This window comes from Streptomyces synnematoformans (assembly GCF_039531005.1).
Lineage (GTDB): Bacteria > Actinomycetota > Actinomycetes > Streptomycetales > Streptomycetaceae > Streptomyces > Streptomyces synnematoformans.
In genome coordinates this window covers 1-527 of sequence record NZ_BAAAPF010000776.1, presented here as the reverse complement: position 1 = coordinate 527, position 527 = coordinate 1, and the positions used below count along the sequence as shown (strand labels likewise).

Here is a 527-nt window from a genome sequence, read left to right as displayed (position 1 = left end):
GCGGCGTGTTCGGTGTCGGGCTGGGCGAACATCACCTCCCGCAGCGGCACGCCGGTGTCGAGGTGTGCATCGAGTGCGGCGCAGACCTCGTCCAGTGCGTCGGCGTAGGTGGGGTGGGTGTCGTAGAGTTCGCGGCCCATGCCGGGGCGTTGGCTGCCCTGGCCGGAGAACATCACCGCCAGCCGCCCGCCGGTCTCGACCGGCCCGGGGCCGGTGACCAGGGCGGAGTGAGCGGCGCCGGTGGCCAGTGCGGTCAGCGCTTCGTGCAGTTCGTCGCGGTCGGCGGTGATCACACCGGCGCGGTGTTCCAGCTTTGCCCGGCCGGTCCACAGCCGCGCGGCCAGCGCGCCCACCTCGACCTGCGGATAGTCCTGGACGTAGTCCGCCAGCCGGCTTGCGACCTGCGTCAGCGCATCCGCTGAACGGGCGGAGAGCACCACCGGCACCGGTGAGGGTTCGCTGTTCGCCTCGGCTTCGGCGGGCTTCTCGGCCTCCGGGGCGGCTTCGAGGATGACGTGTGCGTTGGT

Annotated in this window: 1 protein-coding gene; it reads right to left on the bottom strand. The window is 72.1% G+C overall.

Translation table 11 applies throughout. From position 1 onward, the window contains the following. Window positions 1-527 (bottom strand): CurL C-terminal domain-containing protein (locus tag ABD317_RS37630; protein ID WP_486389043.1); only part of this gene is annotated, 527 nt, incomplete at both ends.